Here is a 25,756-nt window from a genome sequence, read left to right as displayed (position 1 = left end):
TACCGCCACACCAGCAAGGCTAGTCCGTACCTGTGGCTTTCGCTTCGCACGCCACCTGTCCGTCCTGCCTTATGTGTATAAGTTCCCCAATCGTACCTAAGAAATCATAACCTTTGGGTACAAGGGGAGTGTAAAATTCAGATATGACGCTTGTTCCCACATCACAGTATCCACGCCCTTTGATTCGCTTCTGGAAAAACTGCTTTTTTACATCACTTCCAAAGAGCATACCGTAGCCGAGTTCACTCATGCGACCAAGCCCCACACGGAAGTTAAAGTTATCTCTGATACCGTCCCCGAAATACTTTGCGTCTGGACGCTGGCAAGCCACAATCAGAAAGTATCCAGCCTGTCTGCCGAGCATGACGATTTTCTTTAGCTGGCTTAACAGGGCTGTGCTTTCTTTTGTCGTGAGCATTTCCAAGAACGCCACATATTCATCAAAGATAAGGAACTGTGGAGCAAGCCCCAGATAGGCATAGTTTTCCCCTGTGCGGTAGTTCGGGTGCAGTTTCATTTCCTCCGAGCGTGTGACCATGCCCTCATAAAAGGCATTGACGCACTCAATCATATCGTCTTTGGTGTGGTAGACATTTCCCATGACGGTTCCTAAGTCTGCAAGGTCAGCGTTTTTCGGGTCAAGAATGTATAAATCCGTATTGGTTCTAAGCAATGCTTCAATGATGGTCAGCAGAAAATAGGTCTTTCCACCACCTGTACCACCGCAGATAAGGGCATGGGGAAGTGAATCATATTCCCACACCAGATTTTTCATTAACCGCAGACCGCCGTTTTCAGCAATCACTTCATCAATCGAAATACGGTTCGCTATCATATCATAGAGCAGGGTATATTCGATATAGCCGTCATGCAGTGTCTTGTCGGTCAGTTCACAGTACAGCCCCGATTCCAGTTTATCCTCTAAGGACAGGAGCTGTTCTTGATATTTTCCCATTGTGATTTCACAGCGGATATGAAGCAATCCCTTTTCCATTTGATAATAAATCTTTGGAAACCACACGATTTTTTCTCTTGATCTGCTTTGCAGGTCAGTGAAAAAACCGCTGTCTTTGGTGTTTTCCGCTTCATACCATTTATTTTCTAGCACCATGCGAGCCAGTTTTTGCCTGTGAAACAACCGCTTGATACGGTCATATCCGTAACGGTAGTAGAGAAAAGTGACCAATACACAAATACCAGTCGCTATCAGAACCGTAATGGAGTTGTAGGCAGTCCAAGTAATTCCGGCATGGAGCAGGTTAAATTCTTTCCAGTCTGTAACAAGAAGCTGTCGCAGGTTCAATAGCAGGAATACCGCAACGAACAGGAGCAACAGCCAGCCGATACAGAAGTGATAGACCAGTGATTTGTCACTGGCACGAATCCTGTTGCCTTTAGATTTTTTCCATGCTTTCATAAAAACTCCTTTCTTTGGATATAAGAAAAGCAGTCAATCGTATAGACCAACTGCTTTTTGAATATAAATATTATTTAGTTTAATGGCAATACAGCGTCCAAATATTTCTCAATAAACCTTGCCTTTTCATCAGCTAAATCTGCCACTCGTTCCGCATAGCGTTCATTTTGGAAACTGAGTACATTAAATACTTTCTCATACTGCGAAATAACAAAATCCGCATCACGGATATCAAATGTCAATTTAGGAGAATCTAGCATATTGTGTCCAACAATCTTGTTTCGATATTCAGATATGTGAGCAACCAATTTATTGCAAGTATTTCGGTCAGCTTCATTTCTTATTGCACCTAACGAATTATAATACTCCTGTTTCTTTTTGTCTTTAATAAATTTAAAAATATTATTTTTAAATTTATTAACGGTCAAACAATCCTTATCATTATCATCAGTAAATGCTTTAATTTGAAGAACTAATTCCCAAGCTACGGTTATATATATTCTCCTTAAGATAACTCTAATCTCAAATCTTTCTGTCCTATCATTACTATTACGATAAGCTACATCTCGTTCATATACCATGTTTAAGAACAGCAAATTATACTTTGCTTCAATCAGCCTATCAGCTAAATTATCTCTCTCTTGTACATATGCGTCACAATATTCCTCTTTTATATAATCTTTATAATCCATATTTATGACTCCTAAAAAAATGATTTGATGATTTAATACATTATAACAATTACATTTGACCAGTACAATGAAAATCTAAGCTATGGATTTATTTCTTCGGCGGTTGCTGTGGAGCATTGTTCTGTGGATTTCCGGCATGAGTGCCTTTGTTCTTCAGAAGAATGTCATCTGCCTTTACATACCAGTCCACATCTGCACCACGGTAATTCGCATTGGCTACCGTATCTGCAACAGGGTTGATAAGTTCCACTTCGGCGTTGTAGTCATAGTCCTTTAACGGAACAGTCGCCGGAACGGATACCTGTATCATGCGTCCCTGTGTGTTGCACTTTAAATCGTAAGTACGTTCCTTGATTTCTTCACTGACCGTTCCATCTTCATTCTGTACATGAACCTCACGGCGTAATGCGGAGAACTTCAACACTCCGAAAGTCTTTTCTTTATCAATGACGATTCCATTTGCTAATCTCATAATCTGAATCCCCCCTTATTTACTTTCTGCTGGTAACATATCGTCTGCAAGTAAGATGTAATTGACAAATCCACGTTCCCCGATTTTATAACCATCGGTAGTAATACGTGGATTGATAAGTTTTACTTTCTGCTCCGGCGAGAAATGTTTTTCGCCAGCTTTGGCAGGAAGTGTCACAACTACATCATCAGCTCTCTGTACATCGGAATACAGGTTGTAGCTCCTGTTAATGACAGCCATACGCCCGTTGATTCTCTGCTGTTCCGTAGTATTTTCTCCGGCAAACTCCAAGTTTCCGAATGTCTTTTCCATGTTTGGTACGACAAATCTTAATTCCATAAATGATTGACCTCTTTTCTTTCTGTTTTAGTTTCTTTCCTGCTTTACTTTATGGGGAGCTACACTCCCCACGCCCCTAGTGGACTTCACGCTCCCGTAAATCAGAGCTTCACGGGAGCGTGAAGTTGCAAAAAGGGTGGCGACCTTGAACGCTCTACCAACCGCTACATTACCGCCTTACGATTTTTTTCTACGGCGTTTGAAATAAAGCATACCGCCAAGCCCTACGCAGGAAAGACCGAGCATGGCAAGATAAGCATAGATATTGGTATTGTCGCCTGTTTTTGGGCTGTCACTTGTCTTAGTAACCGTAGATGGTGTATCCGGCGTGTCGTTATCCTTTGGTGTGTCTGGGACTTCCGGCACTTCCTTGATTGTCACGGTCTGTCCATCGTCTGTGATGTCCTTATGTTCTGTCACTTTCTTTGGTTCGTTTGGATTGGTCATATCGTATAATTCCTCAAATGTGACAAGGCTCTTGCCACCAAGAGAAGAACCATCAAAGGTAAAGGTAATCTCAACCGTCATTTTTTCATTGTCGGCTGTAAACTCATAATCATTGGATACTTTCTTTCCATCAATCAGAAGTTCTGCATTTTCCTCTTTTAACATCTGCCAGCCGGAAAGTTTGTATTTTGTTCCAACTTCCAGACCATCTAATGTGATTTTATCCACAATCATTACATCTTTTCCGGCTTCGATTTCTTTCTTGCCGTTCTTGTCCGTAGCGGTCGTATGGATTTTGATGATACGTTCCGTGATAAGAACGGTCTGTCCATCATCGTTGATGTCTTTATGTTCGGCAACCTTGACAGGCTCTTTCGGATTGCTCATATCGTACAATTCCTCAAAGGTAACAAGGTTCTGACCGCCAAGAGAAGAACCATCAAAGGTAAAGGTAATCTCAACCGTCATTTTTTCGCTGTCAGCAGTGAATGTGTAATCACTGTCTACACGTTTCCCGTCAATCAGAAGTTCGGCGTTTTCTTCCTTTAACATCTGCCAGCCGGAAAGTTTATATTTTCTGCCTGTTTCTAAGCCATCAAGTGTGACCTTGTCCACGATCTTGATGTCTTTTCCGGCAACAATCATTTTTTCGCCTGTTTTCTTGTCGGTAGCTGTGGTATGGATTGTGATTTCTTTTTCGTATTCATCGGTCAGTGTCCCTAAATCTACGGTCACTTTATTTCTGGATACGACCACCTCAAAGGCTGGAATCAGCTTAAATCCGGCGTTGGAATCACACTTTAATTCCTCAATCACATAGGTATCATAGAGTAATGCACCTTTGCTGTCGTCTGGTTCAGATGTACCAAACCATACACCGTCCTCACTGGATTTTCCGGCATTGGTATTGACCTTGTGAGAAGCCCAGCTTGAAGCAGTGGAGAACTGACCGTTTTTGTCCGTGACTACAATATGGGATTCTCCCGTTGTCTTGCTTGTAATTTTGAATGGAACACCTGCAAGACGTTTGTGTGTACCTGCACCGATTTTTACGCCCTCAATATCGCCACGCTTAATCTGGTTGTAGACAGAATGGGATTTGTCGGTCAAGTCCACGATTTTTCCATCTTCTGTGATAGAAAAGTCGATTGCCTTTGCACCGTCTGTCAAGTAACCCTCTGGTGCTTTGTTTTCTTCTAATCTGTAATTTCCGTAAGGGAGTAAGTCAGCAGAAGTAGAAGCAATTCCGTCAATGCCTGTCTGAATCTTCTTTACGGTTTCATTCTTGTTATATAATTTCCCCTCAACCAGCACAGGACTGTCATTTAAGGAAATGATGTTAAATTCTGTGTACTGTAAGGTCGCACTTCCCTGTGCTTTGGTATCTTTTGTTTCAAGGTCACGTTTCTGGATTTTCACACCGCCACGGATAACCTTGTCGGATACGGAATACTGGTTGCTTCCAGAAAGTACGGCAAGTTCACCATCTTCGGAAATCTGTGTAAGGTATGTTCCCTTAATCTGTTCAGAACTTCCGTCAGCCTGCATATATGCACCCTCTAACAGATAACCGTTTGGTGCTTTTGTTTCTGTGACAGTGAGTGTACCAAGTGGCAGTACATTTTTACCGTCCTGTATATAGAAGCTGTCGCCGGATACTTTGTAGCTGTCAGCAAGTCTGGATACATAATGGATAGTTCCGGCACTGTCTTTTTCGGCAACGGTTTTCGTTGTCCATGTACGGGTAGCTTTTGCTGGAAGATTATCTGCATTGTAGTAACCGTCATAATAGCTCCATGTGAACTCTGCACCCTCTAAAGAAGCAGTTCCCTGTGGAGTAGATTTTCCTGTTTCCATGTCGATTTTAAATAAATCAATCAAAGTTTCTGTGACCTTTGGAGTATCGGAAACAGTCAATGTCGCTGTTTTTCCAACTTCCACATTTAAGGCATGGACAGTAGAATCCAGCTTGTAACCCTTTGGAGCAGAAAGCTCTTTGATGTAAACTGTTCCGGCTTTTACCTCAACTTCTTTGGTATCGCCGTTTCCATCGGCAGTAAGTGTGGCAAGCTGGCTGTTACAGCCCTTATCAGAATAGACACCAAATGTCGCACCCTCAAAGGAATAATTGGCGTTGCCATCTGTGACCGTGGGATTGGAAGAAGTCTTTTTGACCTTTGCATTTCCCACATTTAACTTCGCCCAGAACTGTCCGATGTCCTGTCCTTCGCCAGTGTAGATGTAACCGCCACATTCATAGCGTCCCTTATTTGCTTTCACAAATGCTTTCGCACCAGTGTACACTTCATTCTGTACTGCCTGTGAGATTTCATTATAGGAAGCTCTGACGTTATCGCACTGCCAGCCGAGCTGTTCACTCAACCTCTGCCAGACAACACACTGTTCCAGCAAGTATCCCTGTTTGTAATTCAAGTTCGTATGAGTAGCGGTATATTGCTTGACGTATTCTAAGGAAAGAGCAACGTCCGCAATCTGATTGCTACTCATACGGGAGCTTGCGTCAGAACGTGTTTTATATCCATTCTTGAAACTGGTGTTGATATCCACGCAGTAGGCAGTTTCGCCCTCAACTTTCATGTGTCCCTCATTGAATGTAGATTTGATAGAACCATCATTCATAACGTGTTCAATGTAACCGACACGTTCTGCTGATTCTGTCCAGTATTGATTGCCGGAAGCATGAACCGCCGTCACTGGTAATGCCGTGAGAATGGTTGCAAAAGCAAGCGTTCCTGTTAGCAATCGCTTTACTAGCTTATTCATATTTTCTCTTTCTCCTTTCGATTTTGGGTATGAAAAAAGACGCTCATTTCTGAACGCCTAAATATCGAAAACACTGGAACTATGTAGGATAGCTTGTTTTATCTTCATATTATATTTTGTAATGTTGTTCTTACGAAGTCGCCCCAGAACAGAAAGCCAGGACGACGTATGATAACATTTTAAGGCTTGTAAAAGACCCGGAAGTATGTGATCCGATTCGTTTTTTGAGAAAGCGGGAAATTGTACATTACCAAAGATTTGGAGAAAGTTTAAGGATCGTTCAGGATAATCTGAACAGTAAGAACTTTTATGCAATCAATCCGGAGTTTGATACGGATTCAAATAGTAGTTGTGGCAATTAAAACAGCGCGTATGAAAAAACGTCCCCAATTATGAAAATCCGGTTTGATAAAAAAGGTGCGACCTCATAGGCTGCACCTTTTTTAAATGTCAGCCTACTAACGTTATTCTGTATATACCATGCTGATATGCGATAATGCATAAGTTCTACCAGTATCTAATAATTAACGAGAGGAATGATCCTGGATATAATCAGCCAGCATCGAAATAAATTCGGATGCGGTCGGTTTGTCAAATACAGGATAACCAAGCAGCGGGCTTAAAATTTTATTGGAATTCTGATTCCAATAACTGTTGATCATTGTACGGATGGCGGCTTCAACACACATGTTGGAAACGCCATACTGCTCACCGACAACGCGGTAAAGATTAGAGGTTACATTCTTCAGGTAAAATTCCTGATCTTTGAGAACGAGGGCGACTGCTGAAGCAAGATAGTTATAACCAGAGTACGTGGAACGAAGACCAGCTTTTCTTAATACATGCCTGACATCATACATAAGAACCTCCTTCCAATATTCATACCGACTATCTAACTATAGAATAAAGGAATTCTATAGATATGTAAATAATTTTGTCCATAACGATATATTTCGTGAGATTTCGATATATTGTGTGAAGTGGATAATGGAAAAATCTGCTTTTTTTTGCTATAATCCTTAATTGGATAGAACAGACAGAATCAATTTCAGGAGTGAAATTTATGAAGATACAATATCAGAAAATAGAAAACGGACTTGAAATTCTCAGGATCTGGCAGGATTCAGGAATCATAAAAGTACCGGAGCAGATAGAGGGAATCCCTGTCATCCGCATTGCTCCATATACATTTTCGCTGCATAAAGATGAAGAAGAGAAAAATGCATCTGTTTATCAGACAGAGACAGATGAAGAGAATGATCGTTTTTCGCAACCGGAAGAACTCTGCTGTGGTGGAATGGTAAGGGAAATCCATCTTCCGTCTACCGTACAGTCAATTGGAAATTATGCGTTTTATGGATGTATGAATCTGAAACTTTTCCATGGGACAGATGCAATCGTGCGGATGGGGAGCGGGGTATTTACCGGATGCCGTCTGGAGAAGGTGGAGATTGATTTTATGGATGGAAATAAGTCCTGTCTTAAGGAAATTCTGACGGAGATCCGGTATCAGATCATTGCAACACTGCGTTATCAGGGAACGGAGACGAAGATCCTGTTTCCGGAATATTACGCAGATGCGGTGGAAAATACGCCGGCGCGGATCGTGGAGACGCATTATTATGGTTCCGGTGGAGAGTACAGGGAGTGCTTTTACCGGCGGGAACTGGATTACGGAAAATACGACCGGTTGTTTGCACTTTCTGAAGCAAGAGATTCGGAAGAGGCAATTTTCAGTGTGGCTCTGACGCGTCTGCGATATCCGTGGAAGCTGGAAGATGCGGCAAAGCTGCGCTATGAAAGTTATGTAAAGGCGCATATGGAAGGAATTGGAGAAAGCTGTATCCATGCGGTGAAAGAAAGACGCGAAATCGCCGCCGGAGATCCGCAGGAGGTTCTGCTTTTTTGCTGCAGAGAGCATTATTTTGATGAACAAGCGTTGGGAAAAACGATTACTTATGCGGCAGATGCAGGACAGACCGAGATTTCAGCTATTTTGATGGACGAGCGTTACCGTAGTTTTCCAAAAAAGAAGAAAAAGTTTGTATTGTAAAAGAAGGTGGAAAGATTGGAAGAAATGTCATTAGAACAGGGTCTGGAAGAAATCGGACATAAAATACTGGTTCTGACGAGGAACGAACTGTATATGAAGATGAGATTTATGGATGTGGCGCTTTCGGCGTTTTATTATGTACAGGATTTTTCGGTAGACCTTCTTGCTACAGACGGAGAGACAATGTATTTTAACGGGCAGATGCTGGGAGGTGAGTACAGGCAGAACCGGATCGAGGTAAACCGAGCCTATCTACATCTGGTTCTGCACTGCATTTTCCGACATGTATTTCGCAGAAATGGACGGGAAGAGCTTGTATGGAACCTGGCGGCGGATATTGCGGTAGAATCTGTGATTGACGACTGGAACCTCCAGAATATACGAAAAAGCCAGTCCTGGATCAGACAGAGAACCTACCGGGATCTGAAAGAGGAAATCAAGGTATTTACAGCGGAAAAAATTTATGGAGTACTGGTAAGATGGAAGCTTTCGGACAGAGAGATGGAGCGCATGGTCCGGGAATTTACCGTGGATGATCACAAGTACTGGGCAAAAGATGAAGATGATGAAAAACAAAGCGAAATGAACCAGAGGTGGCAGGATATCAGCGAGAAAATGCAGACCGATATGGAAACTTTTTCGAAAGAAGCAGCATCAAATACCGGGCATTTTCTGGATCAGGTCCGGGTTGAGAACCGACAGCGATATGACTACCGCAGCTTTTTGCATAAATTTGCTGTGCTGAAGGAAGAGGTTACCGTGGATGATGACAGCTTTGATTATGTATTTTACAGTTATGGACTGCGCCTTTATGGAAATATGCCTCTGATCGAGCCACAGGAATGGAAAGAAGTGAAAAAAGTGGAGGATTTTGCAATCGTGATCGATACTTCCATGTCCTGTTCAGGAGATCTGGTAAAAAAATTTCTGGAGGAGACCTATGGCATTTTAAGTGAAGCAGGGAGCTTTTTTCAGAGAGTCAATATCCACATTATACAATGTGATGACCAGGTGCAGTCGGACAGGAAGATTACCTGTAAAGAAGAATTACAGGAATATATGGAAAAGCTGGATCTTGCCGGGGAAGGTGGAACGGATTTCAGACCGGCGTTTGCCTATATTGATGATCTGATCGCGACGCACCGGTTCACTGAACTGAAGGGTGTGATCTATTTTACCGATGGACAGGGGATTTATCCGCAGAAAATGCCTCTGTACCAGACCGCGTTTGTATTTATGGACGACGGGGCAGAAGAACAGGAAGTTCCGCCGTGGGCGATGAAACTGGTTCTGGATGAAGAAGATTTGAGAGGAGTGAGAAATAGATGAATATTAAACGTGCAAAACAGGAAATCAAGGATGCGGTGCAGGCATACCTGATGAAGGATGAATATGGAGAATATCAGATTCCGGCAATCCATCAGAGACCGATCCTTCTGATGGGACCTCCGGGAATTGGAAAAACACAGATCATGGAGCAGATTTCAAGGGAATGTGAGATCGGACTGGTTGCGTATACGATCACGCACCATACCAGACAGAGTGCGATCGGGCTTCCGTTTATTCAGACAAAGATCTACGGTGGAAAAGAGTATTCGGTAACCGAGTATACGATGAGTGAGATCATTGCTGCTGTATATGAAAAGATAGAGCAGAGCGGCATGAAAGAGGGAATCCTGTTTATTGATGAGATCAACTGTGTTTCAGAGACGTTGGCGCCGACTATGCTGCAGTTTTTACAGTGCAAGATGTTTGGTAATCAGAGTGTGCCGGAGGGATGGATCATTGTGGCGGCAGGGAATCCGCCGGAATATAATAAGTCGGTGCGGGAATTTGATGTGGTGACACTGGACCGGATCAAGCGGATCGATGTGGAAGCTGATTTTGATGTCTGGAAGGAATATGCGTATCAGGTTGGAATCCATTCTGCAGTGCTTTCTTATCTGGAACTTCGAAAAGAGAATTTCTATCGTATGGAAAATACAGTAGATGGAAAAATGTTTGTCACAGCCAGAGGATGGGAAGACCTGTCAAGGTTGCTCCAGGTTTATGAAAAGCTTGGTAAAGAGGTGGATCGTGAGGTTGTGCATCAGTACCTCCAGCACTGGAAGACAGCGAAGGATTTTGCAAATTATCTGGAGCTTTACCGAAAGTATCAGAAGGAGTATGGACTGGAGCGGATCCTTGCAGGATATTATGAAAAAGATACCTTAGAACGTTTGAAATTTGCGTCGTTTGATGAGCGGCTGAGTGTGGTAAATCTCCTGGTCGGAAAGATGGCAGATCTTTTTAAAGAAGAATATGAGATGGAAAAATTTGTGGAGGGACTGTTTGCTCAGCTGTGTGCTTATAAAGAGGAATTGCAAAAGGAAGGTGCAGTTCCGGGAGAGGTCCTTGCTGCGAAAATTCAGTCTCTTAGGCGGGAAGTTGAACAGAAGAAGGCCGCCGGACAGCTTACAAAGGCGGAAATGCACCGTATGGAGCGTATTTTATGCAAATTGGAAGAATACCAGAAAGCTCCGGAATTTGAGTCTGTAAAGGCCACATTTGACAGCGAAGAAGAGCAGAGAGAGCAAATGGCAGATAAGACACTGGAAACGCTGAATCACTGCTTTGAATTCCTGGAATCTGCTTTCGGCGAGAGCCAGGAAATGGCAGTATTTGTCACGGAACTCAACAGTAATGTGTACAGCATTGCGTTCCTGCGGGAAAATGACTGTGCGATGTATTACAAATACAACAAAGGTTTACTTTTGGATGAACGCCGTGAAGAAATCCTGGAACAGATGGATGCCGTGGAAAATGTAGTGGAAAGAGGACTGGTTGAAGATTAAAGAGCAAGAACTGACAGAATAAGAACGACTGTGCCTGTGGTATCATATAATGATAGAAAGCAGAAGAAATGGGAATGAAATTCATGCCAGATCTGCAATTTTGTAAGGAACTTCCCGAAATAAAACCAGGGGAGTATCGCCTGAAATATGATCTCACTTTGCGCGCGTCTCCCGGTCTTGGAACTGCGTTGTGCCGGGGAAACTATCACTGGGAGAGCTGCCTGAAAGCGGAAAGTAAGGTGTATATCTGCCAAATCAGATATTTGAGCAGATCTGTATGGGGATTGATAGAGAATACAGGGTGGATATGCCTTTATATGAATCATAAATGGCTGATAACTACTATAGCATAATTATAAAAATGACATTTTATGCCTGACGAGCCTGTTGGAGTGAAACTTACATTTCATGTAGACCCTCGCCAAAAGCGGAACCTTTTAAGCGTTGGCTTGTTCAGAAAAAGGACGCTGATAATTTCATATCAACGTCCTTTAAATCTGTCAGTATTGGGATATACAATTATTTGTTGTTTACCTCAAGATTCTTCATCGCACGAACCTTCAGCGGAAGTCCGAACAGAGTGATGAATCCGCTTGCATCATGATGATCGTACATATCACCGGTTGTGAAGCTTGCCAGAGATTCATTGTAAAGTGAGTATGGAGAAGTAGTTCCGGCTTTAATGATATTTCCTTTGTAAAGTCTGAATTTAACTTCACCTGTAACATATTTCTGGGTAGATTTTACGAAAGCACGAAGAGCTTCACAAAGTGGTGTGAACCATTTTCCTTCGTATACAACCTGAGCGAGTTTGTTGCCAAGATCTTTCTTAACTTCCATGGTAGCACGGTCGATAACCAGTTCTTCAAGTTGTTTGTGAGCTTCCATCAGGATTGTTCCGCCAGGAGTTTCATAAACACCACGGGATTTCATACCAACAACACGGTTTTCAACGATATCAACGATACCGATACCATGTTTGCCGCCAAGTTCGTTGAGTTTGCGGATGATATCAGAAACCTTCATGGCTTCGCCGTTGATTGTCTTCGGAACACCTTCTTCAAATGTCATAGTTACATATTCATCTTCATCCGGTGCATTTTCCGGTGTATTTCCAAGAACAAGAAGATCAGCATAATTTGGTTCGCAGGATGGATCTTCAAGTTCCAGTCCTTCGTGGCTGATGTGCCATAAGTTACGGTCACGGCTGTAGCTGTGGCTTGCGTCAAACGGAAGATCGATTCCGTGAGCTTTACAGTAAGCGATCTCATCGTCACGTGACTGAAGTGTCCACAGATCTGTCATTCTCCAAGGAGCGATGATCTTAAGATCCGGGGCAAGAGCCATGATAGAAAGCTCGAAACGGATCTGGTCATTTCCTTTTCCGGTAGCACCGTGGCAGATAGCAGTAGCACCTTCTTTTCTTGCTACTTCAACAAGTCTCTTGGAGATTGCTGGACGAGCCATAGAAGTTCCGAGAAGGTATGCATTTTCGTAAACAGCATTTGCCTGTACACATGGCATAATATAGTTGTCACAGAAATCATCAGTGATATCTTCGATGTATAATTTAGAAGCACCTGCGAGTTTTGCTCTTTCATCAAGACCATCCAGCTCTTCGCCCTGTCCGCAGTCGATACAGCAGCAGATTACTTCATAATCAAATGTCTCCTTTAACCAAGGGATCAGTGTGGTAGTATCAAGACCACCAGAATATGCAAGAACTACTTTTTCTTTCATTGTATATAAACCTCCTAAAAATTTTCTTTTGTATTCAATTCACAACCCACTATACACCATTTTTTATATTTATGCAATAATAAAATGAAAAAACTTTTAAAAATGTTATTTTATGCAAATAAAAGTAAAAATATACATAAAATATGCATAATTATGTATAAAAAAGGAAAGAGAGTAATAAGAAAAAAGAAGGATAGAAGAAGATTAAACAGAAAATATAAAGATAAATCAGAAAAATACTTGACATTTGCACAAAAATCCGTAAAATATAACAAAAAGTAACAAGGTAACACGCTAAAGGAAGAAAGGAACCGGCGAGATGAGTGATATGCATAAAATGAATAAGAATAACATAATTGATTTCGTTCTGACATTGCCGGCAGAAGGCAGTGTATTTTTCATTCCTACATTCCCGCATCGACCGTGTCCTTCAAGGGCACAGAACAGAAAATTCAATATTGCAGATCAGGGAATGCGTGTATCCAATATATACAGCTCAAAATGTTCATTTCGGATGGAATGAAAAAGTGATAGGTTTTGTTCAGTCATTGAAGTATTATGATTCGATAGTGAAAAAAGAAGCAGAAAAAGGTATCGCCGCATACTCTTTTTCTGCTTCTTTTATTTATACCTACTAAGAATATGAATTGAAAAGAGGAAAAACGAAATGGAATTAAGAGCCACTCTAAAGGAAAAGAAATAATCGTAGTATCTTCCGGTGTAGTCGGTATCGGGAAAAATGTCCTTGGAATCAGCGAGAAGCCGGCTGGTTCTGTCAAACAGGCATATATAATAGAAGAAAACCAAAAGGATATTATGCTTGCAAGAAAAAATAAGATGACAGAGCCACTGATCGACCGGCTTCTTCTAAATGAAAACAGAATCCGGAAAATTGCAGAGGAGGCGTTTCCGGTGATTTGTGACCGGCTTTCGGCAAAAGGGGTAGAGATCCGGGGAGACGAAGCAGCAAGGCAGATTGATGAGCGGATCGCTTGGGCATAGGAAAGCGACTGGGGGCAGGAAGCCCTTACCGCGAAAAAGTATGTGATCTTTGGAAATGGACAAATTCGCGGATAAGAAGATTGACAGGAAAAAATCTCCATTTTATAATTTGAATGGTACAAAAGTTAAGGAATTTTGTTTTTATTTTTAAGATGTTGGGGTCCAAAGATATTTTGACCCCTTTGATACCAGATTGCTACGTGCTTTGCACTCTCGCAATCCTCAAAAACATGGGTATCAGGACGGATGAAAAAGGGGAAGAATGAAAAATGCTGTATGTAAGCTACTATGATTCGCCGATCGGGAAAATTACGCTTGGAGCACGGGAGAATGTACTTGTCGGTGCATGGTTTGAAGGACAGAAATACTATATGGACAAGATTATAGAAGATTTTGAGGAGAAGAAAGACTTGCCGGTACTGGATCAGGCAGAGTACTGGCTGGATCGGTATTTTGCAGGGCAGGATCCGGATCCGGAAGAACTTCCTCTTGCACCTGCAGGAAGTGATTTCCGAAAAGAAGTATGGAAGATTATCGCAAAAATCCCATATGGATGTACCATTACTTATGGAAAGATCGCAAAGATCCTTGCAGTAAAACGGGGCGCGAAAAGTATCTCGCCGCAGGCAGTCGGAGGTGCGGTCGGACATAATCCGATCTCTGTGATTATTCCCTGTCACCGGGTCATCGGAAGCGACGGAAGCCTGACCGGATATGCCGGTGGACTTGAAAAGAAAGAATGGCTGCTTGCACATGAAGAAGCGCATATCAGATAAGTGATCATTAAAAATGGTGGCTCGTAGTGAGTCACCATTTTTGATGATTTGGAGAAATCCGTAAGAGTCCGATCCTGTATTCTATTTTCCGGATTTTTCATATAACCATCGGTAAGCAATGATGCAGATGATCACAGACAATAAGGAGCCGGTAGCGGTTGCGAGTCCCATCGGAAACAGTGTATGCGGGAAAATTTTTGAAGTCAGATAAACACCCGGAATACGCACGCACAAAATAGCGATCAGGTTATGTAAAAATGAAATTCCAGATTTTCCGCATGCACAGAAGTATCCGCTGAAACTGAAATGAACGCCGGCAAAAATACAATCCCAGATATATCCGCGAATGTACTGTGCGCCGAGAAGAATAACGGCTGCGTCTGCAGTGAAAAGTCCGACAACCGGAGCTGCGATAAACTGGATCAATATAGAGACGACCAGGCCAAATCCAATGGCGATCATCATGGCATAGCGAAGTGTCTGCTTTGCACGGTCATACTTTCCGGCACCGATATTCTGAGCTGCGAGTGCAGAAACAGTCGAAAGCATGGAAGACGGAATCAGGAACAGAAAGCTGATGATTTTTTCCACAATGCCGACAGCAGCGGCTGTGTTCAGTCCGCGCCGGTTGGCAATGATCGTAATAATAATGAAAGCAATCTGAATAAATCCGTCCTGAAGCGCTACCGGAATCCCAATATTCAGAATTTTGCCAAGCGTTTTTTTCTGTGGGCGGAAACAGTCTCCGGAAAGAGAAAGTCCGGTTTGCTTACGTTTAATGGCAATCAGTGCAAACAGAACACTGCACGCTTGGGAAAGTGTTGTGCCAAGCGCAGCACCGGAAGCTCCCAGATGGAAAAATCCGATAAACAGATAATCCAGTATAATATTCACCGCACATGCAACTGCGATGAAATACATTGGACTTTTAGAATCCCCCAGTCCGCGGAAAATCGAACTGATCACATTATACGCCGTAATAAAAGGAATCCCGAGAAAACAGATCGTCAGATAAGCTGCCGTTCCTGACACAGCCTCCGCAGGTGTAGACATCACGGCAACAGTCGGCTTCACAAAAAACAGAAGCAAAACCGCCAGCACCAGAGAAATCCCCATAAACAAAATCACCGTATTTCCCACAAATACAGAAGCCCTTTTCTTATCGCCCGCTCCAATAGACTGCCCGATTGAAACCGTAGCCCCCATCGCAAGCCCCACGATCATCACCGTCAACATATGCATCACCTGGCTCCCAATCGAAACAGCTGTTGTACTGGCAACCCCATCAAACTGCCCAACAATAAAAAGATCCGCCATCCCATAAAGCGTCTGCAAAAAATAAGATAAAAAATAAGGTAGCGAAAAATAAATCACATTCCGAAAAACACTCCCCGAAGTAAGATCCCGTTCCATAAAATAACAACTCCTTTACAATCACTTCCTTAATAGTAATTGAATTTTCCCACAATAGTCAATAAAAAGAATACAGACCTAATGCATCTTATAATAATAAAAATGCATAATAATGCATAAAAATAAATATAAATGCATAAAAATAAGAAATTATACATAAAAATGTACAGAAACATGCATAAAAATCAAAAAACCACTTGCTTTTCCAAATAAAACCATGTATACTAAACCAATCGGAAAATGTTCCCATTCGTCAGTGCACAGTTCCTGCGCGAAATATCTTTGCTAAGCAACCCCTCGAAAACGCCGGCACTTGGCAAGGCGAGCGTAAGCAAAGCCGAGCCTAGTACCGCTGCGTTTGAGACGCGCCGAAGAAATATCCACTGGATATTTCTTTAGGCAGGCATGGCAAGCGCAAGCGCGGTTGCGTGCAAACATATTTCGCGCAGGAGCGTCCCCGCATCAATCAAAAAAACATTCCTCCAATTCCCGCGAACCCCTTTACAATAGGGATTAATGGGTTTATAGTATTTATGATTATGCCTATCTATACACAAATACGGCATTTACGAAAGGATGGTTTACATGATTAAAGCAGGAATCATCGGTTCTACCGGTTACGCCGGAGGAGAACTGGTTCGCATTTTAACAGGACATAAAGACGTAGAAATTAAATGGTTTGGCTCAAGAAGCTATATCGATAAGAAATATGCAGATGTATACCGCAATATGTTTCAGATCGTAGATGCGGTATGTTTAGATGATAATATGGAACAACTTGCAGATCAGGTAGATGTGATTTTCACAGCAACTCCACAGGGACTGTGCGCATCATTAGTTAATGAAGAAATTTTATCAAAGGTTAAGATCATCGACCTGAGCGCAGATTTCCGTATCAAAGATGTCAAAACTTACGAAAAATGGTACGGTATTGAGCACAAGAGCCCGCAGTTTATCGAAGAAGCAGTTTACGGACTGTGTGAAGTGAACAGAGAAGATATCAAAGGCGCAAGACTGATCGCCAATCCTGGATGCTATACAACATGCTCCATCCTGACTGCTTATCCGCTGGCAAAAGAAGGACTGATCGATATGGATACGCTGATCATTGATGCCAAGTCCGGAACATCCGGAGCAGGAAGAGGGGCAAAGGTTCCGAACCTGTACTGTGAAGTCAATGAGAATATGAAAGCATACGGTGTGGCAACACACAGACACACACCGGAGATCGAGGAACAGCTTGGATATGCGAGCGGCAAAGAGGTTGTGATCAACTTTACACCGCATCTGGTTCCGATGAACAGAGGAATCCTGGCAACAGAGTACGCGAAGCTTACAAAGGATGTTACCTGGGAAGAAGTAAAAGCAGTTTACGATAAATATTATGCAAATGAAAAATTTGTCCGCGTTCTGGAGAAAGATGTTTACCCGGAAACAAAATGGGTAGAAGGAAGCAATTATGTCGATATCGGATTTAAGATCGATCCGAGAACAAACCGTATCATTATGATGGGTGCGATCGACAACCTGGTAAAAGGTGCAGCAGGACAGGCTGTACAGAACATGAACCTGATCTTTGGACTTCCGGAAAGTGAAGGTCTTGATCTGGTTCCGATGTTCCCGTAGAACACGGCAGAAAAAGAAAAGGAATGGAAAATATATGACAACAATTATTCGTGCGATGACAGTAGAAGATTATGACCAGCTTCATGCACTTTGGATGCGGATCAAAGGATTTGGAATCCGGAGCATAGATGATTCAAAAGAAGGCGTGGAACGATTCCTGAAAAGGAATCCGACAACCAGTGTGATCGCCGAAATAGACGGAAAAGTAGTAGGAGGAATCCTCTGCGGACACGACGGAAGAACCGGATGTTTTTATCATGTATGTGTAGATCCGGCGTACCGCTGTCATGGGATCGGAAAGAGCATGGTTGCCTATGCAATGTCAGCTCTGAAAGAGGAACATATCAACAAGATCACACTGATCGCATTTACCAAGAATGATATCGGCAATACGTTCTGGAATACGATCGGATGGACCAAGAGACCGGATGTCAACTACTATGAGTTTGTTTTAAATGAGGAAAATATTACAGCATTTATCGAAGAGGGCTAAAGGAGGCTATATACGATGAAGATTATCGAAGGCGGTGTGACCGCAGCAAAAGGATTTGAGGCAGCATCAACAGCAGCAAAGATCAAATATCAGGACAGAACCGACATGGCAATGATCTACAGCCAGGTTCCATGTGAATGTGCAGGAACATTTACTACAAACGTTGTAAAGGCAGCGTGCGTAAAATGGGATCAGCAGGTTGTAAAGAGTGGTGCGAAAGCACAGGCTGTGATCGTCAATTCCGGAATTGCCAATGCATGTACCGGTGCGGAAGGATTTGGCTACTGCAAGGACACAGCAGATGTGGCAGCAGAAGCTCTTGGAATTAATGCAGACGGTGTATTGATTGGATCGACCGGTGTCATCGGAAAGCAGCTTCCAATTGATCGCATCGTGGCAGGGGTAAAGGCTCTTGCTGAAAAGAAAAATGATACACTGGCAAACGGAACTGAGGCAGCAAAAGCAATCATGACGACTGATACCTGTGAAAAACAGATCGCAGTAGAGATCGAGGTTGCCGGAAAGACCGTTACCATCGGTGGTATGGCAAAAGGATCTGGTATGATCCATCCGAATATGTGCACCATGCTCAGCTTTATCACAACAGATGCAGCAATCACAAAAGAGGCACTTCAGAAAGCCCTCAGTGATGATGTCAATGATACATACAATATGATTTCCGTAGACGGAGATACTTCTACAAATGATTCTGTAGTTCTTCTTGCAAACGGAATGGCTGAAAATGAAGTGATCACGGTAGACAGTGAAAGCTATAAGACCTTTGCGGAAGCATTGCATGAGATCAACGAATACCTTGCAAAGAAGATCGCAGGGGACGGAGAAGGAGCAACTGCTTTATTTGAAGTAACTGTAGTTGGCGCAGATACAAAAGAGACTGCAAAGACACTTGCAAAATCAATCGTATGCTCAAATCTTACCAAGACAGCAATTGCAGGACATGATGCAAACTGGGGAAGAATCCTCTGTGCAATGGGATATTCCGGAGCACAGTTTGACCCGGAAAAGGTGGATCTGTTCTTCGAGAGCAAGGCAGGAAAGATCCAGATCATCGAAAATGGTACAGCGGTAGATTACAGTGAAGAAAAAGCAACGGAGATCCTCTCACAGGAAGAAGTAAAAGCAGTTGCTGATGTGAAGATGGGAAGCGAAAGTGCAACCGCATGGGGATGTGACCTGACTCACGGATATATTGACATCAATGCAGATTACAGAAGCTAGGAGGTAAGCAAAATGGATCAGGATATGCAGCAGTATCTGGACAAAGCAGAAGTTCTGATTGAGGCGCTTACTTATATTCAGCGTTTCAACCGTAAGATCATCGTTGTAAAATACGGTGGAAGTGCAATGCTGGACGAAGAACTCCAGAAAAATGTCATCAAGGATGTTACATTCTTGAAATTGGTTGGATTCAAACCGATCATCGTTCACGGCGGTGGAAAAGAGATCAGTAAATGGGTAAGTAAAGCTGGAATGGAGCCGAAATTCATCGACGGACTTCGTGTGACGGACGCAGAGACCATGGAAATTGCAGAGATGGTACTGAACAAGGTTAATAAAAATCTGGTTCGTATGGTCGAAGAACTTGGTGTCCGTGCTATCGGTGTCAGTGGAAAAGACGGCGGACTTTTAAGAGTTGATAAAAAGCTTTCCATGACAGGACAGGACGTTGGATTTGTAGGAGATATCAAGAAGGTCAATGCAGAGGTTCTTCTGGATCTTCTGGATAAAGATTTTCTCCCGATCGTATGCCCGGTTGGAATCGATGATGATTACAACACTTATAATATCAATGCGGATGATGCAGCTTATTCGATCGCAAAAGCGGTTCATGCTGAGAAGCTTGCGTTCCTCTCTGATATTGAAGGGGTATACAGAGACTACGAGGATAAATCTTCTCTGATCACAGCTCTTACTGTAGATCAGGCGAATGAACTGATCGAAAGCGGAGCAATTTCCGGAGGAATGATCCCGAAACTGCAGAACTGTGTAGGAGCGATTGAAAACGGAGTGTCCAGAGTCCATATTCTGGATGGAAGAATTCCGCACTGCCTGCTTCTTGAGATTTTCACGAAGAAAGGTATCGGAACTGCAATTTTAAGAAACGGTGAAGAAGATTAAGGGGAAGGCAAAGAAAGAAGGTAATTCTTATGACAAATCAGTATATGCAGGAAGAGGACGACGCGATTTTAAAAACTTATAACCGTTATCCGGTTGTATTGGACCATGGAGACGGCGCATATCTCTATGATCCGGAAGGAAAGAAATATCTGGATTTCTCAGCAGGATATGCGGTATCTTCTCTGGGATATAACAACAAGGAATTTAATGATGCATTAAAGGCTCAGATTGACAAGATGATCCATACATCAAACCTGTATTATAATACAACCTGCGGTAAAGCAGGAGAAGATCTGAAAAAGATCACCGGTATGTACAAGGTATTCTTCACAAACAGTGGTGGAGAAGCAATCGAAGGTGCGATCAAAACTGCAAGAAAATATGCGTACACAAAAAAAACCGGACGTTATGAATTTATTGCAATGGAGAATTCATTCCACGGCAGAAGTATGGGTGCAGTAGCACTTACCGGACACAAAGAATACAGAGAGCCATTTGAACCGGTTATGCCTGGTGTACATTTTGCAATCTACAATGATCTTGACAGTGTAAAAGCACTGGTAAATGATAAGACCTGCGCAATCATTCTGGAAACAATCCAGGGCGAAGGCGGAATCAACGCAGCGACAAAAGAATTTATGCAGGGAATTCGTAAGATCTGTGATGAGAACGGAATCCTGATGATCTGCGATGAAGTACAGTGTGGTATGGGACGAAGTGGTGCATGGTTTGCATGGCAGCAGATGGGAATCACACCGGATATCATGACAATGGCGAAAGCAATCGGAAGCGGTGTTCCGGTCGGCGCATTTGCGATGACAAAAGAAGTTGCAGATAATTCGCTGGTACCGGGGGATCACGGAACTACATATGGTGGAAACCCACTTTGCTGTGCAGCGGTCAGCAAGACTATTGAGATCTTTGAAAAAGAGCATATGCTCGATCATGTCAATGAAATCGCACCATATCTGACACAGAAACTGCAGGAAATCGTGGATACCTGCGATGCAGCCGTTAAAGTAAAGGGAAGAGGATTGATCCAGGGACTTCAGGTCACCAAGCCGCTGGGTGAAGTGACAGCCAAAGCGTTGGAAGAAGGACTTCTGATCATCGGAGCTGGAACAGATGTGATCCGAATGATCCCACCGCTTGTTATCGGTAAAGAACAGGTAGATGAGATGGCAGAGATCCTGAAAAAAGCACTTGCATAAAGTCGGTGCCTGATAAAAATAAGAGAATAAAAGAGCCGGTCATCGGATATACTTTCAGAAGAAAAGGAGGTATGAAAGATGACCGGATTTTTTATTGCCCTGCTGTCGGGAGCGCTGATGAGTGTGCAGGGGGTATTTAACACACAGGTAACAAAGACGACAGGAATGTGGGTGAGCAATGCCTGGGTGCAGCTTAGTGCATTTGCCATCTGCCTGGTAATGTGGCTGATCATGGGAAGGGACAGTATTGCCACGATAGGAGAGGTGCAGCCTAAATATATGCTGCTTGGCGGTGTGATCGGAGCAGGGATCACCTGGACCGTGATCAAAAGTATGGCGCAGCTCGGGCCTGCAAAGGCGGCACTTCTGATCGTTATGTCTCAGCTTAGTGTGGCGTATCTGATTGAACTGGTGGGATTATTTGGTGTGGAAAAAGAGCCATTTTCCTGGAGAAAAGTGATCGGTATGGGGATCGCTCTGATCGGCACGACAATTTTTCAGTGGAAATAGGTTGTCTTTTGGAAAAAAATTCGTTACAATAATCATGTCTTGGAAGTACGAGGGGACATGCTCTGCGGAAAAGGAGTATGTATGCGGAAAAGAAGACGGATTTTATATCAAATATGTGGAATTTTCCTTGGAATCAGCTGTATGCTGTCAGCATGCCATGAAAAAGAAGAGACCTTTACCAGTGTGGCTGTTGCAGAAGCGGATGCCGGGGATAAGAAAAACGAGGCAGAATCAAAGGCTGCCGAAGAAAAGCCGGATAAGGCAAAAGCAGATCCGGGTGGTGAAGAAAAAGAAGGTTCGATCTGGGTGTATGTATGTGGCGAGGTGGCATCACCCGGTGTATATGAACTGCAGGAAGGAGACCGCATCACGCATGCCATAGAAGCAGCGGGAGGTCTGACGGAGGCAGCAGGACAGGTTTATCTGAATCAGGCAGCACATCTGACAGATGGACAAAGGATTTATGTGCCATCCAGAGAAGAAGAACAGACTTTGAAAGAAGAAGGTTCACCATCGGATATGGCAGATGCCGGGATGGGAAAAGACACAGGAATAATAAACCTGAACACCGCGACAAAGGCTGAACTTTTAAGCTTAAGCGGGATTGGCGAGTCCCGCGCGGAAGCAATTATTGCTTATAGAGAGACAAACGGTGGATTCAGGAAGATAGAGGATCTGAAGAAAGTGGACGGGATCAAGGAAGGAATCTTTCAGAAGATCCGGGAGCAGATAACGGTAGAGTAGAGGAGTGCGCAAGATGGGCAGAAAAGTATTGGTAGTAGATGATGAAAAGCTGATCGTGAAAGGACTGAGATTCAGTCTGGAACAGGATGATATGGAAGTTGACTGCGCATACGACGGTGAGGAAGCACTTGAGATGGTAAAAAGAAAAGAGTATGATATGATTCTTCTGGATGTCATGCTTCCAAAATACGATGGATTTGAAGTATGCAGACAGATCCGTGATTTTTCAGATGTACCGGTCATCATGCTCACTGCGAAGGGCGAGGATATGGACAAGATCCTCGGGTTGGAATATGGCGCAGATGATTACATCACAAAGCCGTTCAACATTCTTGAGGTTAAGGCCAGAATGAAGGCAATCATGCGCAGGGTCGCTAAAAAAGACGGGATGAGCGCGAGCGGTAAAGTTGTGGTAAAGGGAGATCTGAAGATCGACTGTGAAAGCCGGAGAGTTTTTTCCGGGGACAGGGAACTGAATCTTACCGCAAAAGAATTTGATCTTCTGGAGCTTCTTGCAATGAATCCGAACAAGGTTTACAGCAGGGAAAGTCTTTTGAATATTGTCTGGGGATATGAGTATCCGGGAGATGCAAGAACGGTAGATGTACATATCAGACGACTGCGCGAGAAGATTGAAGTAAATCCAAGTGATCCGAAATACGTTTACACAAAGTGGGGAGTTGGCTATTATTTCAGGGGTTAAATTTTTTGTACCAAAATTCATAAAAAGTCTGCAAGTGCGGGTAACGGTGATCCTGAGCGTATTTGTCATATTATCCAGTGTGATCCTGATGAATGCGATTCTGCAAAGCTATGATCAGAGAACCGTATCCGTGCGCACAGCAGAGATTCAAAACCAGTGTACGATTCTGAGTAATCAGCTGGTCAATTCTGATTATCTGAAAACGGGAGTTTCTGATGTGATCGATACAGAACTATCACAGTTATCCAATATTTACAATGGAAGAGTGCTTGTTATTGATGATGAATTCCGGATTGTGGAAGATACCTATGATCTGGAGGAGGGAAAGACGATCATTTCCGAGGATGTAGTCAAATGCTTCCGCGGCGAGAAGCCGGCAAGTTATGACAGAAAGAGCCGGTACATTGAAGTGGCAGTCCCGGTCAAAAAAGGGGAAGAGCCGGTAAAAGGAATGATTCTGGTTAGTGTTTCTACAGACAGTCTGCGTGACAATGTAGAGGCATTGCAGACAAAGGCAAGAATTGCAACGGTTGCAATCAGTATTATCGGGATCTTTTTATCAGCAGTCATCGGTATGCTGCTTGTAAGGCCGCTGAAAAGGATGTCTCAATCGATCGAGGAGATGGCAGGAGGCTATGGAGATAATTATCTCCATGAAAATGCTTACGATGAAACGGAACGGATTTCCAATGCATTTAATAAGCTGTGGGACCGCTATAAAGTACTGGATGCATCGAGAGAAGAGTTCGTGGCAAATGTATCCCATGAGTTGAAGACACCGTTGACCTCTATGAAGGTGCTGGCGGATTCACTGCTGATGCAGCCGGATGCACCGACGGAGCTTTACCGGGAATTTATGGGTGATTTGTCCGAAGAAATCGAGCGGGAGAATAAGATCATCAATGACCTTCTGGATCTTGTAAAACTGGATAAGAAGGGTGCAAACTTAAATATTAAGAGTCAGGATGTTAATGAACTGGTAGAACGGATTCTCAAAAGATTACAGCCACTTGCGGCAAAAAGTAATATTGAACTGGTATTTGAGAGTTTTCGTCCGGTGACAGCGGAGATTGATGAGGTAAAGATTGCACTTGTGATCACGAATCTGGTGGAAAATGCGATCAAGTACAATAAAGAGAACGGATGGGTACACGTGTCGTTAAATGCGGATCATAAGTATTTTTATCTGAAGGTTGCGGATTCTGGAATCGGGATTCCGAAAGAAGATACGGATCATATATTCGAGCGATTTTTCCGTGTGGACAAATCCCATTCTCGTGAGATCGGCGGAACCGGTCTTGGGCTTTCGATTGCAAGAAATGCGGTTGTCATGCACCGCGGTGCGATCAAGGTCTACAGTGAACCGGGAGAGGGAACGACATTTACAGTCCGGATCCCGCTTACTTATATCAAGAGGGAAGGATGAGAAGAATGAAAAAAATTTACCAGATCATAAGCATTCTTCTTGCGGTGTGTCTTCTTACAGGCATTGTGGGATGCAGTAAAAAGGAACAGAAAGCAGATGCAAAATACACGATTTACCAGATTAACCAGAGCGGAACGGCGTTGGTTCCGAAGGACTACGATGGAACAGGAAAGTCGGTGGACGAAGAAGTAAAAGGAATGCTGTCTGCGCTGCAGAAGTGTGATGACGAGGTGAAGGCACAGGCGGCATTGCCGAAAAAGGTAAAACTGGAGAGATACACTCTGGAGGATGAAAAGCTGATCCTGTACTATAATGCGGCTTACGGAAAGATGGATACGGTAAGAGAGGTTCTGTGCAGGGCAGCGCTTGTCCGTTCACTGACGCAGATCGATGGAGTGGATCTGGTGATGATCTGTGTAGATGGAACGCCACTTACGGATAAAAAAGGGAATACTTATGGATACCAGCAGGCAGAAGATTTTGTACAGAACACAGGCTCTTCTATTAACTCTTTCCAGGAGATGAAGCTTACGCTGTATTATGCAGGTTCATCTGGAGAAAAGCTGCAAAAGGAAGAGGATACGGTGCGGTATAACAGCAATGAGTCGAAGGAACGGGTTGTAGTGGAACAGCTGATGCGAGGACCATCCAATAACAGACTGCTTGCTACCATACCAAAAGGAACAAAGCTGCTGGGTGTGTCGATCAAAGATCATATCTGCTATCTGAATTTTGATGAAGGACTTCGGAACATTGCTCCGGGAGTCAGTCCGGAGACGGTGATCTATTCCATCGTAAATTCAGTGATCGATGGTGGAAATGTCTCTGAAGTACAGATTTCAATCAACGGAGACAGCAGTATTGTATATCAGGAGAGTATAAAGCTGGATGAACCTCTGAGCAGAAACCAGGAAATGATAAAGGAGGATTGATCG

General features: G+C 43.2%; 24 protein-coding genes and 1 pseudogene. 17 read left to right on the top strand and 8 right to left on the bottom strand.

Going from position 1 to position 25,756, the window contains the following annotated elements:
- Window positions 1-19: 19 nt before the first annotated feature.
- From AB5213_RS13735 to AB5213_RS13715, 5 genes are all read right to left on the bottom strand, one after another.
- A complete protein-coding gene (locus tag AB5213_RS13735) occupies window positions 20-1,417 on the bottom strand; it encodes an FtsK/SpoIIIE domain-containing protein (protein WP_368276828.1) in 1,398 nt (465 codons plus the stop codon).
- A 74-nt stretch (window positions 1,418-1,491) separates the two neighbouring features.
- Entirely contained in the window at window positions 1,492-2,109 is a 618-nt protein-coding gene (locus AB5213_RS13730) for a hypothetical protein (RefSeq protein WP_368276827.1), read from the bottom strand.
- An 88-nt stretch (window positions 2,110-2,197) separates the two neighbouring features.
- A complete protein-coding gene (locus AB5213_RS13725) occupies window positions 2,198-2,581 on the bottom strand; it encodes a YdcP family protein (RefSeq protein WP_035403730.1) in 384 nt (127 codons plus the stop codon).
- Between the two features lie 15 nt (window positions 2,582-2,596).
- Window positions 2,597-2,920 carry a YdcP family protein gene (locus AB5213_RS13720; protein WP_055158624.1) on the bottom strand — a complete coding sequence of 108 codons (324 nt, stop codon included), beginning with the start codon at window positions 2,918-2,920 and terminating at the stop codon, window positions 2,597-2,599.
- A gap of 177 nt (window positions 2,921-3,097) precedes the next feature.
- Complete coding sequence (locus AB5213_RS13715) at window positions 3,098-6,151, bottom strand: VaFE repeat-containing surface-anchored protein (RefSeq protein ID WP_368276826.1); 3,054 nt, start codon at window positions 6,149-6,151, stop codon at window positions 3,098-3,100.
- A gap of 134 nt (window positions 6,152-6,285) precedes the next feature.
- Here AB5213_RS13715 and AB5213_RS13710 point away from each other — a divergent pair.
- Window positions 6,286-6,513: pseudogene (locus tag AB5213_RS13710) on the top strand (manganese catalase family protein); the annotation flags it as partial.
- Window positions 6,514-6,675: 162 nt separating this feature from the next.
- Here the strand turns inward: AB5213_RS13710 and AB5213_RS13705 are convergent.
- Window positions 6,676-7,011 carry a sporulation initiation factor Spo0A C-terminal domain-containing protein gene (locus AB5213_RS13705; RefSeq protein WP_008374659.1) on the bottom strand — a complete coding sequence of 112 codons (336 nt, stop codon included), beginning with the start codon at window positions 7,009-7,011 and terminating at the stop codon, window positions 6,676-6,678.
- 203 nt (window positions 7,012-7,214) lie between these two features.
- On the opposite strand from AB5213_RS13705, the gene AB5213_RS13700 reads away from it, so the two are divergent.
- Genes AB5213_RS13700 through AB5213_RS13690 form a run of 3 tightly spaced genes read left to right on the top strand, consistent with a single transcriptional unit; the run spans window position 7,215 to window position 11,038 of the window.
- Window positions 7,215-8,204: a leucine-rich repeat protein gene (locus AB5213_RS13700; protein WP_368276825.1), complete on the top strand. Its 990-nt coding sequence runs from the start codon at window positions 7,215-7,217 to the stop codon at window positions 8,202-8,204.
- A 24-nt stretch (window positions 8,205-8,228) separates the two neighbouring features.
- A complete protein-coding gene (locus tag AB5213_RS13695; protein ID WP_270223153.1) occupies window positions 8,229-9,533 on the top strand; it encodes a VWA-like domain-containing protein in 1,305 nt (434 codons plus the stop codon).
- A complete protein-coding gene (locus tag AB5213_RS13690) occupies window positions 9,530-11,038 on the top strand; it encodes an ATP-binding protein (protein WP_022220720.1) in 1,509 nt (502 codons plus the stop codon). Before AB5213_RS13695 ends, AB5213_RS13690 begins: the two co-directional genes overlap by 4 nt.
- A 519-nt stretch (window positions 11,039-11,557) precedes the next feature.
- Here the strand turns inward: AB5213_RS13690 and AB5213_RS13685 are convergent.
- Window positions 11,558-12,778, bottom strand: coding sequence for an argininosuccinate synthase (locus AB5213_RS13685; protein ID WP_008374664.1), 1,221 nt, complete (start codon window positions 12,776-12,778; stop codon window positions 11,558-11,560).
- A gap of 84 nt (window positions 12,779-12,862) precedes the next feature.
- On the opposite strand from AB5213_RS13685, the gene AB5213_RS13680 reads away from it, so the two are divergent.
- From AB5213_RS13680 to AB5213_RS13670, 3 genes are all read left to right on the top strand, one after another.
- Window positions 12,863-13,060 carry a hypothetical protein gene (locus AB5213_RS13680; protein ID WP_271814117.1) on the top strand — a complete coding sequence of 66 codons (198 nt, stop codon included), beginning with the start codon at window positions 12,863-12,865 and terminating at the stop codon, window positions 13,058-13,060.
- Window positions 13,061-13,594: 534 nt separating this feature from the next.
- Window positions 13,595-13,780, top strand: coding sequence for a hypothetical protein (locus AB5213_RS13675; protein ID WP_173685029.1), 186 nt, complete (start codon window positions 13,595-13,597; stop codon window positions 13,778-13,780).
- Between the two features lie 269 nt (window positions 13,781-14,049).
- Entirely contained in the window at window positions 14,050-14,556 is a 507-nt protein-coding gene (locus AB5213_RS13670) for a methylated-DNA--[protein]-cysteine S-methyltransferase (protein WP_195480051.1), read from the top strand.
- An 81-nt stretch (window positions 14,557-14,637) separates the two neighbouring features.
- On the opposite strand, the gene AB5213_RS13665 is transcribed toward AB5213_RS13670, so the two are convergent.
- Complete coding sequence (locus AB5213_RS13665) at window positions 14,638-15,969, bottom strand: MATE family efflux transporter (RefSeq protein ID WP_195480050.1); 1,332 nt, start codon at window positions 15,967-15,969, stop codon at window positions 14,638-14,640.
- 585 nt (window positions 15,970-16,554) lie between these two features.
- On the opposite strand from AB5213_RS13665, the gene argC reads away from it, so the two are divergent.
- The 10 genes from argC to AB5213_RS13615 all read left to right on the top strand — a co-directional run bounded on the left by argC (window position 16,555) and on the right by AB5213_RS13615 (window position 25,753).
- Window positions 16,555-17,595 carry an N-acetyl-gamma-glutamyl-phosphate reductase gene (gene argC / locus AB5213_RS13660; protein WP_022220715.1) on the top strand — a complete coding sequence of 347 codons (1,041 nt, stop codon included), beginning with the start codon at window positions 16,555-16,557 and terminating at the stop codon, window positions 17,593-17,595.
- Between the two features lie 43 nt (window positions 17,596-17,638).
- The gene (locus tag AB5213_RS13655; protein ID WP_044999341.1) at window positions 17,639-18,088 is read left to right on the top strand and encodes a GNAT family N-acetyltransferase; all 450 of its coding nucleotides are present in this window, start codon (window positions 17,639-17,641) and stop codon (window positions 18,086-18,088) included.
- Window positions 18,089-18,103: 15 nt separating this feature from the next.
- Window positions 18,104-19,327, top strand: coding sequence for a bifunctional glutamate N-acetyltransferase/amino-acid acetyltransferase ArgJ (gene argJ / locus AB5213_RS13650; RefSeq protein ID WP_270223155.1), 1,224 nt, complete (start codon window positions 18,104-18,106; stop codon window positions 19,325-19,327).
- Between the two features lie 12 nt (window positions 19,328-19,339).
- Window positions 19,340-20,227, top strand: a complete 888-nt coding sequence (gene argB / locus AB5213_RS13645) for an acetylglutamate kinase (RefSeq protein ID WP_008374684.1) — start codon at window positions 19,340-19,342, stop codon at window positions 20,225-20,227.
- Between the two features lie 29 nt (window positions 20,228-20,256).
- Window positions 20,257-21,438 (top strand): aspartate aminotransferase family protein, encoded by a 1,182-nt coding sequence (locus AB5213_RS13640; protein ID WP_215634004.1) that lies wholly within the window; start codon window positions 20,257-20,259, stop codon window positions 21,436-21,438.
- 78 nt (window positions 21,439-21,516) lie between these two features.
- Window positions 21,517-21,948 carry a DMT family transporter gene (locus AB5213_RS13635; RefSeq protein ID WP_055157555.1) on the top strand — a complete coding sequence of 144 codons (432 nt, stop codon included), beginning with the start codon at window positions 21,517-21,519 and terminating at the stop codon, window positions 21,946-21,948.
- A gap of 81 nt (window positions 21,949-22,029) precedes the next feature.
- Entirely contained in the window at window positions 22,030-22,692 is a 663-nt protein-coding gene (locus tag AB5213_RS13630) for a helix-hairpin-helix domain-containing protein (protein WP_270223156.1), read from the top strand.
- Window positions 22,693-22,705: 13 nt separating this feature from the next.
- A complete protein-coding gene (locus AB5213_RS13625) occupies window positions 22,706-23,395 on the top strand; it encodes a response regulator transcription factor (protein ID WP_008374691.1) in 690 nt (229 codons plus the stop codon).
- Window positions 23,340-24,821 (top strand): HAMP domain-containing sensor histidine kinase, encoded by a 1,482-nt coding sequence (locus AB5213_RS13620; RefSeq protein WP_270223157.1) that lies wholly within the window; start codon window positions 23,340-23,342, stop codon window positions 24,819-24,821. Before AB5213_RS13625 ends, AB5213_RS13620 begins: the two co-directional genes overlap by 56 nt.
- Before the next feature lie 5 nt (window positions 24,822-24,826).
- Window positions 24,827-25,753, top strand: a complete 927-nt coding sequence (locus tag AB5213_RS13615) for a GerMN domain-containing protein (protein WP_195479463.1) — start codon at window positions 24,827-24,829, stop codon at window positions 25,751-25,753.
- Window positions 25,754-25,756 lie beyond the last annotated feature (3 nt).

The organism is Coprococcus sp. RTP21204st1_G4_RTP21204_210225 (genome assembly GCF_040915385.1).
Classification (GTDB): domain Bacteria; phylum Bacillota; class Clostridia; order Lachnospirales; family Lachnospiraceae; genus Allocoprococcus; species Allocoprococcus comes.
The sequence above is the reverse complement of the archived record's forward strand: the minus strand, read 5'-3'. Positions and strand labels throughout refer to the sequence as shown.